Origin of the sequence: Actinomadura meridiana, assembly GCF_039537545.1 — a bacterium.
Taxonomy (GTDB): domain Bacteria; phylum Actinomycetota; class Actinomycetes; order Streptosporangiales; family Streptosporangiaceae; genus Spirillospora; species Spirillospora meridiana.
On the sequence record NZ_BAABAS010000015.1, the window covers coordinates 248,426 to 262,753 of the forward strand.

Here is a 14,328-nt window from a genome sequence, read left to right on the forward strand (position 1 = left end):
CATGGCGCGGCGCGTGTAAGACAATGAGCCCGGTCGATATGTGCCTGGACGATAGGTCGACCAGGCACCGGCCGGGCCGTTCCCGTGCTCGGCGAGCCCGTTTCCCAGCGATCTGTTTTGGAGGTCGAACGAACGATGCGTTCTGTCATTCTGGTGGCCGGTGCCACCGCCGTGACGGCGCTGAGCATGGCCGTCTCACCCGTGGCGGCCGGTGCGGCGCCGTCCCCGGCGAATAGCGTCCCGCAAGCCGGTCAGCACTGTGTGGTGCACTTAGCGTCGGGTGGCGGCATGAGCTGCTACGACACGTTCACCGAGGCCATCGACGACGCCACCGGCGGGAAGATCACGAACGCTCCCCGGGACGCGGCGGGGGCGGTGGCCAGCGCGGCCTTCAACCGCCGGGTCGACGCCGCCGCCGGACGGATGGCCGACACCGTCATCGAGATCTCGTACCAGCACAGGGACTACCAGGGCGCGACGATCACCTGGGAGACGTCGTCCGGGTGCGACGACTCGAACGACGTGGAGTGGGAGATCGGCAGTATCAGCGGATCGTGGAACGAACGGATCTCCTCCTTCCGCACCTACGCCAGCTGCCAGGGCAAGCACTACGAGCACCGCGACTACGGCGGCGCCAGCACTCCCTACTGGGGCAGCCACAAGTACATCGGCGACGCCATGAACGACCGGACGTCCTCCATCCGCTGGAACTAGGTCATTTCCCGAGGTCGGGGAGTTTCTGCTGGCGGCACGTGGTGCCGGGGAACACCGCGATCTGCCCGGACGGCAGCACGCACGCCGTCAGCCGGGGCACCGGACGGGTGGGCGCGCCGTCCGTCCGGGGGCGCCTCCGGGGTTCCGCGTGGCGGCGCCTGTCCGGATCAGGCCATCAGAAAAGGCCGAAGGCATCAGAAAAAGGCCGAGGGCCCGTGCGCCCGTGTGCGGCGCTCGGACCCTCGGCCGAGGTGTTGTCAGACGGGTCACACCAGGACGCCCGTGTTGGACACCCGGATGATCGTGTGCTGGTCCAGGTCGGACCCCGACAGGTGCGCGGCCACCCGGCCCCGGTGGAAGACCAGGACACGGTGGCAGGCCGAGGCCAGCTCGTCCAGGTCGGTGGAGGCGAGGACCACCACCGCCCCTCCGGCGGCCGCCTTGTGGATGAGCTCGTGGATCTCGGCCTTGGCTCCCACGTCGACGCCCCGGGTGGGGTCGTCAAGCAGCAGGACCGTCGGGGACGCGTCCAGCCACTTGGCGAGGACGACCTTCTGCTGGTTGCCGCCGGACAGGAGCCCGACCCGCTGGTCCACGTCCCGGCACCGGATGCGCAGGCTCTCGACGTGGGTGCGGGCCCGTTTCCTGAGCGTCGAGCCGCGCACGACGATCCCGTCGCGGCTCAGCCCGATGGACCTGACCTGGCCGATGTTCTGCCAGATCGGCTGGTCGAGCATCAGGCCGCGGCCGCGCCGGTCGCCCGACACCACCGCGACGCCCGCCGCGATCGCCCGCCGCAGGCCCCGGGGGACCGGACGGTCGCCGGGCAGCCGGACCGTCCCGCTGGACGGCCGCCGCAGCCCGGCGATCAGTTCCAGCACGGCCAGATGCCCGGCGCCCGCGAGTCCCGTGACCCCGACGATCTCTCCGGCCTCGACCTCCAGGTCCACGTCGGTGAGGACGTCGTCCACCGACACCTTCGACATGCGCAGCCGCCCCCCGCCCTGGGCGGCTGCGCGCGGGGCCGGTTCGGACGGCGTCGACGGCTCCGGCCGGGGCCCCAGCATCGCCGCGACGATGTCGTCGATCTCCAGGTCCTTGCGCTCAGCTCCGGACAGCACCGTTCGCCCGTCCCGCAGAACCGTGATCGTGTCGCAGAGCTGCATGACCTCTTCGAGGATGTGCGACACGAACACGACCCCGACCTGCCGCTCCCGCAGGACCTCCAGGATGCCCAGCAGCCGGTCCGAACCGTCCCGGTCCAGCGCCGACGTCGGCTCGTCCAGGATCAGGACGCGCGGGTCGGTGAGCAGGGCCCGGGAGATCTCGACCAGCTGGCGCTGGCCGAGGGACAGCTCCCGGAGGGGGGTCCGCAGGTCGACGTTCAGGCCGAGCCTGGACAGTGTCGGCTTGGCCGCCTCCGCCATCGCGGTCCGGTTGAGGAACGGCCCGCGCTTCGGCTCGCGGATCGGGTAGAGGTTGGCCAGGATGTCGAGGTCGGGGAAGAGGTTCAGCTCCTGTGACACGACCGCGACACCGTTCCGGACGGCGTCCACGGTGCTGTTGAACGAGACGGGACGGTCGTCCAGGGTGAGCGTCCCCGCGTCGGGACGGATGGTCCCCGAGAGGACCTTCACCATGGTCGACTTTCCCGCTCCGTTCTCGCCCAGCAGCGCGTGCACCGACCCCGGCTCGACGCTCAACGCGCCGTCGGCGAGCGCGGTCACGCCGCCATAGGCCTTGGTGATGTTCTGAGCGCGCAGGACCGCCATATCAGTTCGCCTGGTCCAGCGGCTTGAGGTACTGGCCCGGGTTGGCGATCTGCTTTTCGGCGAGGGCCTTGAAGTAGGCGGTCCGGCTCTGCTCGTTGGCCTGCCGCTTGATGATGTCGGCGACGTTGCCGGAGTTCACGACGAGCGTGCCGGGGTTCCACCAGCCCTCGGGCAGCTTCTTGCCCTCGCGCTTGGCCTGGATCATCAGCTCGATCGCGACGTAGCCCTTCAGCCAGTGCTCCGGCGACGACAGCGCGAACAGGGACCCGTCCTGGACGGCCTTCAGCGCCGCCGGGTCGATGTCACAGGATCCGGCGAGGAACTTCTTGCCGGTCTGCTTCTGGATCAGCGGCAGCGAGACGCCGTCCTGGGCACCCACACCGAGGTAGGCGACCGCGTTCGGGTTCGCCTTGACGATCGAGTTCCAGGCGTTGTAGTTGTCCGTGGGCTCGGACTTGGCGTCGAACGGGCCCTTGATCGTCAGCCCGGGACGCTCCTTCTTGATGACGGCGGTGAGCCCCTCGATGCGCTGCTCCAGCAGGTGCAGGCCGGGGATGTCGTTGCCGATGACGACGTCGCCCTTGGCGTTCGCCGGGACCTTCTTGATGAACTCGTTGCCGAGGGCCGTGCCGACCTCGGTGTTGCTGTTGCCGACGAACAGCTTGGTCTTCGTCCCGGGAGGCGCCGCGGCGTCGACCGCGACGGTCGGGATGTCCTTGTCGTCCGCCTGCACGAGGGGACGGACGAACAGGTCGGGCGCCAGGCTCTGGAGCGCGATGCCGTCGGGCGAGCTACGGATCGCCGAACGGAACAGCTGGACCTGGACGGGGCCGTTCACACCGGTCGGCGCGGACGCGTTCAGCGTCACCTTGCCGTCCGCGGCGGCGGCCGCCTTGGCTCCGTACGCCATTTCCTGGAACGGGTTCTGTGTGGTCGTGGCGTAAATGAATCCCAGTTTGAGCTGGCCCGACTTCTTCTCCCCGGAACCGCCTGAACCGGAACCGCATCCGGCCAGCGCGACCGTGCCAATCAGGACTGTAGCCAGGGTCAGAGATCTGATTTTCACGTTTTTGCTCTCCTCGCGGGGGTGTTAGAGGCCTAGTTTGGCGCTCTCGCGCTGCCGACGGCGGCGCACCAGGCTATCGAGTGCAACGGCGGCGAGAATGACCCCGCCGGTTGCAAACGCACTCCAGTTAGCCGGGATGTTGAAGTATTGCAGACCGCTTGTGACGACGCTCAGAAGGATCGCGCCAAGGCACGCGCCGATGACGGTGGCGCTACCACCGCGCAGCGGCGTCCCGCCGATGATGGCGGCGGCGATGGCCTGGAGTTCGAATCCGGTGCCGATGTTGGGGTCGCCGGAGGTGAAGAAGGCGAGTCCCAGTACGCCGGAAATTCCCGCGAGGATGCCGATGAGGACCAGCGCCTGCATGCGGACCTTCGGGATGGAGATTCCGGAGAAAGTCGCGGCGTCCGGGTTCGAGCCGATAGAGCGCACCCGGTAACCGAACGGAGTGAACCGCAGCACGAGGGTCAGCACCACGGCCACGAGAATCAGCACCCACACACTCGTCGGGACGCCGAGCGTCTTACCGCCGAGAATGGTGAAGAAGGAGCTTTCCAGCGGCAGGCCGGTGACCTGCCGACCGTCGCTCAGCGCGAGCGTGAGGCCACGGAACACCGAAAGTGTCGCGAGGGTGGCGACGATCGCGGGAATTCCCACGAACTGCACGATCAGCGCGTTGACCAGACCGAGGGCGCCGCCGAGCAGGATGCCGAGTCCGGCGGCGGGCCAGGCGGGCATGCCATGGTTCATCAGCAGCCCGGTGGCGATCACCGTCAGCCCGAACGTCGAGCCGACGGACAGGTCGATCTCGCGCATGGACAGCAGATACGCCATGCCGCAGGCGAGGAGCCCGACGTAGACCGACGACTGGAGCGTGTCCAGCAGCTGCCCGACCTGGAAGAACTCCGGATGCAGGATGCTGATGAACGCGATCAGCGCCAGCGTGGCGATCAGGACGCTCGTGGCCTCCCCGCGCCCGGCCCGGACGGCCAGCACCGGAAGCTTCGCCTGGGTCAGCGATGCGGCTTGTCCCCAGCCACGAGACGCCGGTTCGACCTTCTTGTCCGTATCGGACTGCCGTTGGGCGGTCACTGCGGCTCCCTTCTTGTCCCCGTTGGACGGTGCCGAAAGTTCACCGTCTTCTCGGTCGGTCCTCTTGGCTGTGCCGGAACAGTCCTTGTCTGTGGCAGCACGACCAGCGGAAGCCCGCATTTTGGCATGAATCGCCCGACTTACGCTGCCTTTCACGTCGCATCACGTCGTATCAGTCGCATCACGACGTGTTCGTCCGTGTACACATACGAGCGGGAGGCCCCTCCATGACCCAAGAGCGCCGTCATCAGGCGGACGTGATCGTCGTCGGGGCGGGTTCCGCCGGATCGGTCGTCGCGCGGCGGCTCGCGGACGCGGGACGGAACGTTCTGGTCATCGAGGCGGGCCCGCACCGCGACGAGCCCGCGGTCGACGATCCGGCCCGTATGCACGAGTTGTGGGACTCCCCGCTCGACTGGGCTTTCCGTACCGTCCCGCAGGATTCGGCCCTGGACCGGCGGCTGCACCTGCCGCGCGGCCGAGTCGTCGGCGGATCGCACGCGCTGAACGCCATGATCTGGGTGCGGGGCAACCCGGCCGACTACGACCACTGGGCCTCCCTCGGCAACAAGGGCTGGTCATGGCGGGACGTCCAGCCGGTCTTCGCGCGTCTCGACGGCCTGGGCGGCGAGGCGCCGGGGACCCTGGACGTCCTCACGGGATACGAGCCCGACCCGGTGCACCGTTCGATCGTGGAGGCGGCCCGGCAGACCGGGCTGCCGTTCAACCCGAACTACAACGGCGAGCGCCAGGACGGCGTGTCGTTCATGCAGTTCACCATCCAAGATCAACAGCGGCTCACGACGGCCCGCGCCTACCTGAACCCCGTGGTGGGACGCGGCGTCACGCTCGTCGCGGACGCCAACGCCCGGCGGCTGCTCCTTGAGGGCACCAAGTGCGTGGGCGTCGAATGGGACCGCGACGGGACCGTGGAACGCGGCTACGCCGACGAGGTGATCGTCTGCGCGGGCGCCATCGGCTCGCCCGTCCTGCTGCTGCGGTCCGGGATCGGCGCGGGCGCCGCGCTCGGCGGCGTCGAGCCCGTCGCGGACCTGCCCGGCGTCGGCCGCGACCTCCAGGACCACTGGCTGGTGCCGGTGATCGCCTCCACCGACAAGCAGCCCACGTTCTCGCCCGGACTGCCGTTCACGCAGAGTCACCTGTTCTGGCGGAGTCGTGCCGACCTGGAGGTTCCCGACCTCCAGCCGCTGCACTTCGGCGTGCCGCTGTACGAGTCGTGGATGGAGGGGCCGCCGCGGGGCGTCTCGCTGATGGCGGGGCTGGTGCGTCCCGCGTCGCACGGCGAGATCCGCCTCGCCGACGACCCGTCGGATGCGCCCCTGATCGACCCGCGCGTGCTCTCGCACGACGCCGACGTGGAGGCTCTCGCGGCGGCCGTCCGGCTGTGTCAGGAGATCGTCACCGCCCCGGAACTCGGCCACACCTGGGGGGCGAAGGAGCTGTACCCGGGGCCGCTGGCGAAGGACACCGACGGCCTGCACGCCTACATCCGCAGGTCCGTGGTCACGTACCACCACCAGTCGGGCACCTGCAAGATGGGGCTGGACGACGACGCGGTCGTGGACCCGGAGCTGCGCGTCCACGGCGTCGAGGGACTGCGGATCGCGGACGCCTCCGTCATGCCGACCGTCCCCACGGGCAACACCAACGCGCCCGCGATCATGATCGCGGAGAAGGTCGCCGACCTCCTCGTCCAGGCCCGTCCTGCCGAAAGCGCCTGACCCGCGCCGTTTCGCACTGATCCTGACCGACCGGCGGCACCGCCGGTCGGTCAGGCATGCCCGCGCGACTCCCTTGTGATCGATCGTTCGATCTAGTACGTTGCCGCTAGACGCAACCGGGAGGTCGATCATGGACGCTGACATCGCGCCGCCGGACCGGACTCTTGTGGGGGGACGACCCCCCACACCCCCCGGAACGGACCAGACTCTTGTGGGGGGACGACCCCCCACACCCCCCGGAACGGACCAGACTCTTGTGGGGGGACGACCCCCCACACCCCCCGGAACGGACCGGGCCCCGTCCTGGGAGCCGTACCTCAGCATGGTCGGCATGACGACCGCCGCGCGGGAGACGGCGGCCGGGCTCGCCGAGTTCAACGCCTACTACGACGACGTCCACGCGGGCGAGGTGCTGGCGGCCAACCCCGGGTTCGGGCCCCCGCGCCGGTACGAACTGGACGGCGAACCCGACTCCGCCACCCCGCGCTGGCTCGCGCTCTACCCCATCGCCACCGGCGAGCACGTCGCCGCCTACCTGGACCGGCAGCGCGACCCCGGCCGCAACGCCCGCACCTACACGCCAGGGCCGCCGAGCTGGAACGACGCGAGCTTCGTCTGGCGCGCGGTGTGGCGGCTCGCCGCCGCCTCCGCGCCGCCGCCGGGACCGGTCACCGCGCTGCTGGTCGCCGGGGTGGACCCGCCCGCGGACGCCACCGACGCCGAGATGGCCGAGTTCACCGACTTCTACGATGAGGGCCACGTCCCCGACATCCTCGAATACGGCGGCTACCGGAGCTTCGCCCGCTACGAGAAGATCGCCCACCTGCCCGCCGCGCTCGACGGCTACCCCCGCTTCTGCTCGATGTACACCACCGACGTCCCGCCCGCCGACCTGGACGGCAGGGCCGCCCTCGCCGAGGCGGGCAAGAACGGGCGCCTCTCCGTGGGGCCCCCGATCTGGCAGCGCCGCACCACCTGGTGGCGGCTGTGGTTCACCCCGATCCAGGCGGCGGTCACCGAGCGCTGAGCCGCCGCCACCACACGGCGACCCCGGCGGGGTCGTCCTGTTCGTCCACCCCTGTTCGTCTCAGGCCCCCCGCCCAGTCGCTCTCTGGAGGCCGACGATGAGTTCCACCCCCGAACCTCCCATCACGATGACGGCGGACGGCGACGCGCCCGAAGCCGAGGGCGCCCGGCTCACCCGAGGGACGCTGGTCGCGGCGACCCTCGCCGGGCTGGTGGGGCAGCTCGCCCTCGCCGTGCCCGGCGTCCTCAACGGCCTGTTCCAGTCGGACCTCGGGACGTCGTCGTCCCAGCTCACCTGGATCTCGGCGGCGTTCCTGGTGCCGGTGACGCTGCTGGAGCTGACCTTCGGCGTCCTCGGCGACCTGTTCGGTCGCAAGCGGCTGCTGATGATCGGCGCCGTCGTCACGGCGGTCGGCGAGTTCGTGTCCGTGCTCACCCCCGGATCGGGCAGCTCGACGGGCGCGCGCGTCGCGGTGCTGTGGACGGGCCAGGCCATGGCGGGCATCGGCGCCGCGATGCTCTTCCCGACCGCGCTGGCCCTGGTCGCGGCGGGCACGGTCACCGCCGCCGAACGGGCGCGCGGCCTGGCCGTGTGGGGCGTCGCGGTGCCGCTCGGCGGGACGGTCGCCGTCCTGCTCGGCGGCGCCGCGAGCAAGGTCAAGTTCGGCGGGAGTGAGACGGCGAGCTGGCGGTGGACGCTGCTGATCGTGCTCGTGGTGGCGCTCGGGAGCCTGGTGGTGTCCACCCTCTACACGGTGGACTCCTCGGCCCCCGAGGGCCGCTCGCTCGACCTGCCCGGCCAGATCACGATCGCGGTCGCGCTGTTCGCGCTGCTGTTCGCGGTGATCCAGAGCCCCACCGACGGCTGGGGCGACCCGCTCATCGTGGCGTCGCTGGTGGTCTCCGCGATCTTCTTCGTCCTGTTCGTCGTCGCCGAGACACGGTCACGGGCGCCGTTGCTGCAACTGCGGCTGTTCCGGGACCGCAACTTCGCGATCGTCTCGATCATCACGGTGGTGGCGATGTTCGCCCAGCTCGGCACCGGCTACGCGGTGAGCATCCGGATGGCGGTCATCCAGCAGCACAGCCCGCTGGGCGTCGCGGTCGGCATGCTTCCGCTGACCCTCGGAGCGGTCGTGATGATGCCGCTCAACGCGCGGATGCTGCGCCGCTATCCGGCCAAGTGGCTGCTGGTCGGCGGCACGGCGCTGCTGGCCGTCGGCGCGTTCTGGGCCGCGACGGTCCCGGCGACGCACACCTCGACGGCCAGCATCGCGCTGCCGATGCTGATCAGCGGGTTCGGGTTCGGCACGTCGGTGACGGCGGCGACCGCGGTGGCGGTCAACTCGGTGCCCCGGCGGCTCGCCGGGATGGCGAGCGGCACCACCAGCATGCTGCGCGACTTCGGGTTCACGCTCGGGCCGACGGTCCTCGGCGCGGTCGCGCTGTCGATGGCGGCGTCGTCCATCCGGGACAAGGTCGCCGCGAGCCCCACGTTGCAGGGCGCGGTCACCGCGTTCAACGGCTCCGCCGCGCACGTCCCGCCGGACCGGCGCGCGGCCGTGGAGGAGGCCATCGAGGGCGTGCACTCCGGGCCGCTCGGGGCGGTGTCGGTGCCCGAGACGGTGCCCGGTCCGAACGGGGCGAAGGTGCCGTTCAACCCGCTGCACGACGCCGCGTTCGGCTCGCTCGACCACGCCTACTCCGTGGCGTTCGTGATCTGCGGCGCCTGCGCGCTGGCGTGCACCGTCCTCGGCGCCGGGTTCCTGCGCGGCACGCGGGACGTGAACTCGTGACGGTCCCTGATTTGATCGAACGATCGGTTTGGAAGGTGTCGGATGTCGTCCACGCTCGTCCCGCTCGTCGTCCCCCGGCTCGGCAACGCCATGGATGAGGTGGTCGTCGCCGGGTGGCTCGTCCAGGTCGGCGACGTCGTCGAACGCGGCGAACCCGTCGTCGAGATCGACGCAGCCAAGGCCACCAGCGAGCTGGAGGCGCCGGTCGACGGCGTCGTCCGGGTGATCCACGCCCCGGACGACGCCACCGTCGAACCCGGCCAGTTGCTCGCCGAGTTCGAGGAGCGCTCATGACGACCACCGCCGAGACGGACGGCACGGAGGCCCGCCTGTACCGGACGATGGCCCTGATCCGGGGCTTCGAGACGGAGGCCGCGCGGCTGCTGCGCTCCGGCGCGCTGACCGGCAACCTGCACCTGTCGCTCGGGCAGGAGGCCGTCGCCGCAGGTGTCTGCGACGTGCTCACCCCCGCCGACACCATCACCACCACCCACCGGGGCCACGGCCACTGCCTGGCCAAGGGCGGCGACCCGCGCCGCATGTTCGCCGAGCTGGCCGGACGCAGGACCGGCTACTGCAAGGGCCGCGCCGGGTCGATGCACATCGCCGACCCCGGCAGCGGCATCCTCGGCGCCACCGCGATCGTCGGCGGCGGGCTGCCGATCGCCGTCGGCGCGGCGTGGTCGGCGCAGGTCAGGGGCGTCGCCGACGTCGCGGTCGCGTTCTTCGGCGACGGTGCCGTGGCCGAGGGCGCGTTCCACGAGTCGCTGAACCTGGCGGCGCTGTGGCGGCTGCCGGTCGTGTTCGTCTGCGAGAACAACCAGTACGCCGAGTTGCTGCCGGTCGGCATGCACCTGGCAGCCGACCCGTACCGGTACGCCGAGCCGTACGGCATTCCGGGCGTCCGGGTGGACGGCAACGACGTGGTGGCGGTGCGGGCCGCCGCCGACGAGGCCGTCCGGCGGGCCAGGCGGGGCGAGGGGCCGACGCTGCTGGAGGCGGTGACCTACCGCTGGAGCGGGCACTACGAGGGCGATCCGGAGCGGTACCGCGACCGTGCGGAGGTCGAGGAGTGGAAGGGGCGTGACCCGCTTGTCCGGCTGCGCGCGGGCATGGCCGAAGGGCTCGCCGAGCAGATCGACGAGGAGGTGCGGCGGTCCCTGGACGATGCTGCCGCCGTCGCGCTCGACGATCCGGTGGCCGGGCCCGAGGACGTTCCGGACGACGTCTACGCCGAACCCGTCGCCCCTCCTGCGGGCGTGTCCGTCGTGTCCGGGGTCAGGACGATCAAGTACCGGGAGGCCGTCGCCGAGGCGCTCGCCGAGGAGATGGCACGGGACAAGTCCGTGGTGGTGTTCGGGGAGGACGTCGCCCGTGCGGGCGGCACGTTCCTGGCCACCCGGGGCCTGCTCGACCGGTTCGGCGAGACCCGGGTCCGCGACACCCCGATCAGCGAGGGCGCCCTGGTCGGGGCCGCGATCGGCGCCGCGATGACCGGGCTGCGTCCCGTCGTGGAGATCATGTTCGCCGACTTCCTCACGCTGGCGGCGGACCAGCTCGTCAACCACGCCGCCAAGATGCGGTCGGTCTCGGGCGGCGCGTTCGACGTCCCGATGGTGGTGCGGGTGATCGGCGCCGCCGGACGGGCGGCGGGCCCCCAGCACGGGCAGAGCCTGGAGGGCTGGTTCGCGGGCGTGCCCGGCCTGAAGGTGGTCGCGCCGAGCAGTCCGGCCGACCTGAAGGGGTTGCTGAAGGCGGCCGTCCGCGACCCCGATCCGGTGATCGTCCTGGAGAGCCTGGCGCTGTGGGGCGACCGGGGCGAGGTGCCCGAGGGCGACGACCATCTGGTGCCCATCGGCCGTGCCGCCGTGACCAGGCCCGGCGCCGACGTCACGCTCGTCGCCTGGGGCGGCGCCCACGCCCGCGCTTCACAGGCGGCGGAGGCGCTCGCTGAGGACGGGATCGACGCCGAGGTCGTCGACCTGCGGAGCCTGCTGCCGCTGGACGCCGACGCCGTGCTGGCCTCGCTGCGCCGGACGGGACGCCTCGTCGTCGTGCACGACGCCGTCGCCCCGTTCGGGCCCGGCGCGGAGATCGCGGCCCTGGCCGCCGAGGCCGGACCGCGCTGGCTGAAGGCCCCGGTGCGCCGGGTCACGCCGCCGTTCGCGCACGTCCCGCTGCCCGAACCGTTGCAGCGGACGTACTACCCGCAGGCCGAGGAGATCGCGGCGGCGGTGCGCGAGGTGCTGTCATGATCGACGCCACGGACCTGCGGGGCGTGCTCGGGATCGTTCCGACGCCCGCGACCCCGGACGCCGAGCGCTGGGACGCCGAGCACACGGTCAACCTGCCCGAGACCGAACGCATGGTGCGGACGGTGGTCGGCGACGGCATCACCGCGCTCATGACGACCGGCACGTTCGGCGAGTGCGCGACGCTCACCGAGCCTGAACTGCTGGAGTTCGTCGACTGCGTGGTGCGGACGGTGGGCGGGTCCGTCCCGGTGTTCGCGGGGATCACGACGCTGAACACGCGCGACACGATCCGCCGGGGCCGCGCGCTCGTCGACGCGGGCGCCGCCGGGCTGTTCGTGGGCAGGCCGATGTGGCTGGCCATGGACGACGCCGCGATCGTCCGCTACTACGGCGACATCGCGGAGGCGCTGCCCGGCGTGCCGCTCGTCGTCTACGACAACCCTCCGGCGTTCAAGGGCAAGATCTCGACCGAGGCGTACCGGCGGCTCGCCGCCGTCCCCGAGGTGATCGCCGCCAAGCACACCGGCGGCCCGCGCCTGGAGGACGATCTCGTCGCGACGGCCGGGCGGCTGCGGGTCCTGCCCAACGCCCCGGACTGGTACCCGGCGGCCCGCGCCCACCCCGACCTCGCCCCGGCGTGCTGGTCGGGCGCCGTGGCCTGCGCGCCCGCCGCGATGGCCACGCTGGAACGGGCCGTCCTCGCCCGAGACTGGGACCGCGCGGCCCACGTCTCCGAGCGCGTCAACTGGGCGGAGGCGCCGATGTTCCTCGGCGGTGGCCTCGCCGAGTTCGTGGACTACAGCATCCAGCTCGGACACGTCCGCTTCCAGCACGCGGGGCTGGTCGACATCGGGCCGACCCGTCCGCCCTACCTGGAGGCCCCGGCGGACTACGTCGCGGGCTCGGAAGAGTGCGGACGGCGCTGGGCCGTGTTGCAGAAGGAGTTCGCGGCCGCATGACCCGCCGCCGATCAGGCCCCGGACCCGCCCTCGTGGCGATCGAAGAAGTCGAGCACCGCCGCGTTGAACGCCTCCGGGCACTCCCAGAACCCCGCGTGCCCCGCCTCCGGGAGGACGACGACCTCGGGATCCGGCAGGTGCCGCGCCAGCTCCCGCAGCCGGGGCGGCGGAAGGTACAGGTCGGCCCCGCCGGTGATCAGCAACGTCGGCACGGACACGGCGGCCAGCGCGGCGAAACCGCCGGTCAGCGGCGTCGACTGCCCGGTGGCACCCCGGACCGACGCGAGTTCGGCGTAGCGCCGCGCGCCCATCGGGTCGCTCGCCCGGTAGGCGGGCCCCAGCTCGCGGAACTCGACGGGCAGGGCGCTCCAGCCGTCCGGCAGCAGCGCCCTGGTCGCGGCGACGAAGCCGGGCTCGCGGATCCCGGCCAGGCTGGAGGCCAGGACCAGCGACAGCACCCGGTCGGGGAACCGCAGCGCGTAGTCCAGCGCGTAGGCGCCACCGGCGGCGGCGCCGAGGAGATGCACGCGGTCGATGCCGAGTTCGGCGCGCAGCGCCTCAAGGTCGTCGGAGCCGGGCGGCACCCCGTCGGCACATCCCGGCCCCGACGACGTGTGTCCCCGTCGCGTGTAGCTGACCGTGCGGTACCCGTGCGCCGCGAAACCGGCGTGCTGGTAAGGCCACACGGTGCCGCCGCACGTGTGTGGATGCAGCAGCGCCACCGCTGGACCGTCGACCCGAGTGTCCCAGTAGGGGAGCCGGACGTCGCCGAGGTCGAGGTCCGCCTCGACGCCCCGGAACTCCGGTTCGGGGACGAGGACGGGGGACATGGCCGGAGACTATCATCAAGCGAACGTTCGATCCAGGTTCGGCGCCGGGACCCCGGCGCCCACCTGACCCGTGGGAGGCCGACATGAACAGGGACGTGGAAGCCAGCCGCCGCCGGGTGGTCCGGAACCGGGCCGCCTCCGACGGCGTGGTCGTCGGCATCGACGACGTCGTGGCGGACGCCGGTCCCGGCGAGGGCGAGGGCGGCGGAATGTCGGCCGAGGACGCCGCCGCGCTCGGGGCGCTCCTGGATCGGGCGCCGAGCGCGGTGCTGACGCCGGAGTCGATCGACGGCCCGTACTGGTTCGACGTCGACACCGTGCGAGGCGATCTGCGCGAGGACCGGCCCGGTCTGGACACCCATCTCGCCCTGCGGGTGGTGGAGCGGCGCGGCGACGGGTTCGTCCCGGTCGGCGACGCGGTGGTGGAGGTCTGGCACTGCGACGCCGGGGGCGTCTACTCCGGGTTCGAGGAGCTGTCCCGGATGGAGATCCCGATCCCGATGGGCGAGGACGGCCTCCCCATCGGCCCGCCGCCGGGCGGGGACGCCGGGCCGTCCGACGGCTCCTACAGCGCGGGCGTCCCCGAGTCCGGGCGCACCGACGACGGGACGTACCTGCGCGGCGCGCAGCCCACCGACGCCGACGGGATCGCCTACTTCACCACGATCTATCCCGGCTGGTACGTCAGCCGGACGGTGCACATCCACGTCAAGGTCCACCGGGCCAGGCGCAACGTGCTGACCGCGCAACTCTTCCTCGACGACCGGCTCAACGACGAGATCTTCGCGACGGTCTACCCGTACACCGACCATGTGGGCCGCGACACCCGCAACGACACCGACTTCATCTACACGCCGGAGTGCCGCCTGGCCGCCGAGCGCGCTCGCGACGGAGGCGTGCTCGCCGCGATCACCCTCGGCGTCTCCGGATGACTTGCGGCGTGCCGCTCCCGTGCCGGACCTCGTGGGAGCGGCGCGTCGCAGGGTGAACCCGCGCCGCCCCGTCCGGACCCTTGACCGGCGGGAACGGCCCTTACTAGAATCCCGAACGAACGATCGATCGGAAGCTCTCGGGGA

The 14,328-nt window shown here is 71.6% G+C and carries 12 protein-coding genes; 8 read left to right on the forward strand and 4 right to left on the reverse strand.

Going from position 1 to position 14,328, the window contains the following annotated elements; translation table 11 throughout:
- Positions 1–135: 135 nt before the first annotated feature.
- A complete protein-coding gene (locus tag ABD808_RS22295; protein WP_344899724.1) occupies positions 136–714 on the forward strand; it encodes a hypothetical protein in 579 nt (192 codons plus the stop codon).
- A 266-nt stretch (positions 715–980) separates the two neighbouring features.
- Here ABD808_RS22295 and ABD808_RS22300 read toward each other — a convergent pair whose 3' ends face one another.
- Genes ABD808_RS22300 through ABD808_RS22310 form a run of 3 tightly spaced genes read right to left on the reverse strand, consistent with a single transcriptional unit; the run spans position 981 to position 4,800 of the window.
- A complete protein-coding gene (locus ABD808_RS22300; RefSeq protein WP_344899726.1) occupies positions 981–2,486 on the reverse strand; it encodes a sugar ABC transporter ATP-binding protein in 1,506 nt (501 codons plus the stop codon).
- Between the two features lies 1 nt (position 2,487).
- Entirely contained in the window at positions 2,488–3,552 is a 1,065-nt protein-coding gene (locus ABD808_RS22305; protein ID WP_344899728.1) for a sugar ABC transporter substrate-binding protein, read from the reverse strand.
- Positions 3,553–3,576: 24 nt separating this feature from the next.
- The gene (locus tag ABD808_RS22310) at positions 3,577–4,800 is read right to left on the reverse strand and encodes an ABC transporter permease (protein ID WP_344899730.1); all 1,224 of its coding nucleotides are present in this window, start codon (positions 4,798–4,800) and stop codon (positions 3,577–3,579) included.
- A gap of 71 nt (positions 4,801–4,871) precedes the next feature.
- Here ABD808_RS22310 and ABD808_RS22315 point away from each other — a divergent pair, with 71 nt between their 5' ends.
- The 6 genes from ABD808_RS22315 (at position 4,872) to ABD808_RS22340 (ending at position 12,422) form a co-directional block, all read left to right on the forward strand.
- Complete coding sequence (locus ABD808_RS22315) at positions 4,872–6,386, forward strand: GMC family oxidoreductase (RefSeq protein WP_344899732.1); 1,515 nt, start codon at positions 4,872–4,874, stop codon at positions 6,384–6,386.
- 331 nt (positions 6,387–6,717) lie between these two features.
- Positions 6,718–7,413, forward strand: a complete 696-nt coding sequence (locus ABD808_RS22320) for a hypothetical protein (protein ID WP_344899734.1) — start codon at positions 6,718–6,720, stop codon at positions 7,411–7,413.
- Positions 7,414–7,510: 97 nt separating this feature from the next.
- Positions 7,511–9,208 (forward strand): MFS transporter, encoded by a 1,698-nt coding sequence (locus ABD808_RS22325; protein ID WP_344899735.1) that lies wholly within the window; start codon positions 7,511–7,513, stop codon positions 9,206–9,208.
- A gap of 42 nt (positions 9,209–9,250) precedes the next feature.
- A complete protein-coding gene (locus tag ABD808_RS22330) occupies positions 9,251–9,502 on the forward strand; it encodes a lipoyl domain-containing protein (protein ID WP_344899737.1) in 252 nt (83 codons plus the stop codon).
- Positions 9,499–11,463, forward strand: a complete 1,965-nt coding sequence (locus tag ABD808_RS22335) for an alpha-ketoacid dehydrogenase subunit alpha/beta (protein WP_344899739.1) — start codon at positions 9,499–9,501, stop codon at positions 11,461–11,463. The genes ABD808_RS22330 and ABD808_RS22335 overlap by 4 nt, the downstream gene beginning before the upstream one ends.
- A complete protein-coding gene (locus ABD808_RS22340) occupies positions 11,460–12,422 on the forward strand; it encodes a dihydrodipicolinate synthase family protein (RefSeq protein WP_344899741.1) in 963 nt (320 codons plus the stop codon). Before ABD808_RS22335 ends, ABD808_RS22340 begins: the two co-directional genes overlap by 4 nt.
- A gap of 11 nt (positions 12,423–12,433) precedes the next feature.
- On the opposite strand, the gene ABD808_RS22345 is transcribed toward ABD808_RS22340, so the two are convergent.
- Positions 12,434–13,252 (reverse strand): alpha/beta fold hydrolase, encoded by an 819-nt coding sequence (locus tag ABD808_RS22345; protein ID WP_344899743.1) that lies wholly within the window; start codon positions 13,250–13,252, stop codon positions 12,434–12,436.
- A gap of 83 nt (positions 13,253–13,335) precedes the next feature.
- Here ABD808_RS22345 and ABD808_RS22350 point away from each other — a divergent pair, with 83 nt between their 5' ends.
- Positions 13,336–14,184, forward strand: a complete 849-nt coding sequence (locus ABD808_RS22350) for a peptidase associated/transthyretin-like domain-containing protein (protein WP_344899745.1) — start codon at positions 13,336–13,338, stop codon at positions 14,182–14,184.
- The last annotated feature ends 144 nt before the right edge of the window (positions 14,185–14,328 follow it).

Coding starts and splice junctions, on each gene's coding strand:
- ABD808_RS22295 (WP_344899724.1), top strand. CDS start 136: ATGCGTTCTGTCATTCTGGTGGCCGGTGCCACCGCCGTGACGGCGCTG.
- ABD808_RS22300 (WP_344899726.1), bottom strand. CDS start 2,486: ATGGCGGTCCTGCGCGCTCAGAACATCACCAAGGCCTATGGCGGCGTG.
- ABD808_RS22315 (WP_344899732.1), top strand. CDS start 4,872: ATGACCCAAGAGCGCCGTCATCAGGCGGACGTGATCGTCGTCGGGGCG.
- ABD808_RS22320 (WP_344899734.1), top strand. CDS start 6,718: ATGACGACCGCCGCGCGGGAGACGGCGGCCGGGCTCGCCGAGTTCAAC.
- ABD808_RS22325 (WP_344899735.1), top strand. CDS start 7,511: ATGAGTTCCACCCCCGAACCTCCCATCACGATGACGGCGGACGGCGAC.
- ABD808_RS22330 (WP_344899737.1), top strand. CDS start 9,251: ATGTCGTCCACGCTCGTCCCGCTCGTCGTCCCCCGGCTCGGCAACGCC.
- ABD808_RS22335 (WP_344899739.1), top strand. CDS start 9,499: ATGACGACCACCGCCGAGACGGACGGCACGGAGGCCCGCCTGTACCGG.
- ABD808_RS22340 (WP_344899741.1), top strand. CDS start 11,460: ATGATCGACGCCACGGACCTGCGGGGCGTGCTCGGGATCGTTCCGACG.
- ABD808_RS22345 (WP_344899743.1), bottom strand. CDS start 13,252: ATGTCCCCCGTCCTCGTCCCCGAACCGGAGTTCCGGGGCGTCGAGGCG.
- ABD808_RS22350 (WP_344899745.1), top strand. CDS start 13,336: ATGAACAGGGACGTGGAAGCCAGCCGCCGCCGGGTGGTCCGGAACCGG.